The sequence below is a fragment of the Kitasatospora sp. NPDC093558 genome (assembly GCF_040683475.1).
Lineage (GTDB): Bacteria > Actinomycetota > Actinomycetes > Streptomycetales > Streptomycetaceae > Kitasatospora.
Window position 1 is genome coordinate 1 of the sequence record NZ_JBFBDY010001013.1, and the last position, 1,739, is coordinate 1,739.

Annotated in this window: 1 protein-coding gene and 1 pseudogene; both read right to left on the bottom strand. The window is 72.9% G+C overall.

What is annotated here, in order from left to right; all coding sequences use genetic code 11:
* Window positions 1-66: 66 nt before the first annotated feature.
* A complete protein-coding gene (locus tag AB0O00_RS37960) occupies window positions 67-1,104 on the bottom strand; it encodes a right-handed parallel beta-helix repeat-containing protein (RefSeq protein WP_363659251.1) in 1,038 nt (345 codons plus the stop codon).
* A 44-nt stretch (window positions 1,105-1,148) separates the two neighbouring features.
* A pseudogene (locus tag AB0O00_RS37965) lies at window positions 1,149-1,739 on the bottom strand (adhesin); the annotation flags it as partial.

The following is a 1,739-nucleotide window of genomic DNA, read 5'->3' on the forward strand; positions in this document are numbered from 1 at the left end:
GGCCATGGCGTCCCAATAAGACCTCTCCCTTGATCAAACGCTGCGGTAGCGGCGCAGCAGCAGCCCTTACGCCCGGGCCGCCAGCCCGGGGGCCTCGGCCGCGCTGTCCCCGGTCAGCTCGACGCCGTCCGTCTCGCCGTCGCGCACCACCGCCCGGACGAGGCTCGGTCCGGCGGACTCCCCGACGTGGATGCCGGCCAGGGTGGCGGACGTGACCTCGCAGTCCTCGAACGTGCCCCGGGCGCGGCCCGCGATGTGCAGGCCGTTCCCCTGTGTGCGCACCGCGCGGCAGCGCCGCAGCACCGGGTCGGTGCCGTTGGTGAGCACGTAGCCGTGGGCGCGCACGGCGCTGACGGTGCAGTCCTCCAGTTCGACCCGGGCGGTGGAGCCGATGAAGACGCCGAGCGCGCTGTCGCGGATCTCGGTCCGCACCACGCGGGTGGTGCTCTGCTCCTCGAGTGCGATGGCGGGCTTGTCGGTTGCGGAGATCTCGCAGTCCTCGACGCTGCCGCGGGACTCGCCGTTGGCGCACACGCCGTTGCCCCGGGCGTCGCGCAGCACGCAGCGGCGCACGGTGGGGTTGGCGCGCTCGCCGATCACCAGGGCGGAGGTGCCGAGGTGCTCGATCACGCTGTCCTCGATGACGCTCGCGCCGGTCGAGGTCTCCACCAGGCCCGCGCCCGCCGGGTTCACCACGCGGCAGCCGCGCATCGCCAACTCGCCCTGCTGGCGGGTCAAAACGGCCGTCCAGGCGCTGCCGACCACCTCGCAGTCCTGGAGGGCGAGCTGGCCGCGCGGCACGTCCACGGCGGGCAGCTCCTCGTCCCGGCCCTGCAGCACCAGGCCCGTCAACTGCACGGCCTCGGCGAGCACTTGGAGCACCGAGCCGCGGCGCGGGCTGATCCGCACGCTGCCCCGGACGTCCTCGGCCGTGATCGTCACCATCTTGGTGACCACCAGGTTCTCCTCGTACCGGCCGGGCCGCACCGAGATCACCGCGCCGCTGCGGGCCGCTTCGAGGGCCTCGCCGATCGTGCGGTAGAAGCCCGGCTGCGAACCGGGCTCCCGCTGTTCCGCACAGACCGTCAGCACCGCGCGTGACATGCCGGGGGATTCCCTTCGTTGGTGTTCTCGGGTGATGGAACGGTTCAGGAGGTGCAGGTCGCGCGGATCGCGCTCGCCGCGTGGTGGGCGTGGGACTCTCCGCCACCCCAGTCCACGCCGCGCGTGTGCAGGGTGACGGCCAGCGGGCCGCCGTAGGAGTAGCTGCCCACGTCCACCCAACTCCCCTGACTGGACGTCTGGTTGACGACGAACGACCGGCCCGGGCCGCCGCTCTGCACCGTGTAGTACGTCGGGTGTCCGCCGACCTTCGTCACGTCACCGCTCGCCGGGACGTAGACGGACAGGGCGCAGGTGCTGACGTTGCCCAGGTTGAACGTCCACACCACCGACGCGGACGAGTCGTCCTTCGAGGCATCGCCGGACATCGGGACGGACGTGTAGCTCCCGTTGCAGCCGTCCCCGCTCCAGCCGCCGGAGTTGCCGATCCAGCCCTCGATGCCCTTGCTGAACCGGCCGTTCTCCCGGTAGGCACCCTTTCCGCTGCACCCCGGGCCCAGGACCGTCACCACGGGCGGCGGGTCGGCGGGCTTCGCGGGCGGCGGGGCGGGCTGCTGCGGGGCCGGCTGCTGGGGTGCGGGCTGTTGCGGCGCCGACTGCTGCGGCGCGGGCTGCTG

What these genes read in the sequence shown, in the direction of transcription:
- AB0O00_RS37960 (WP_363659251.1), bottom strand. Translation starts at nt 1,104, where the DNA reads ATGTCACGCGCGGTGCTGACGGTCTGTGCGGAACAGCGGGAGCCCGGT.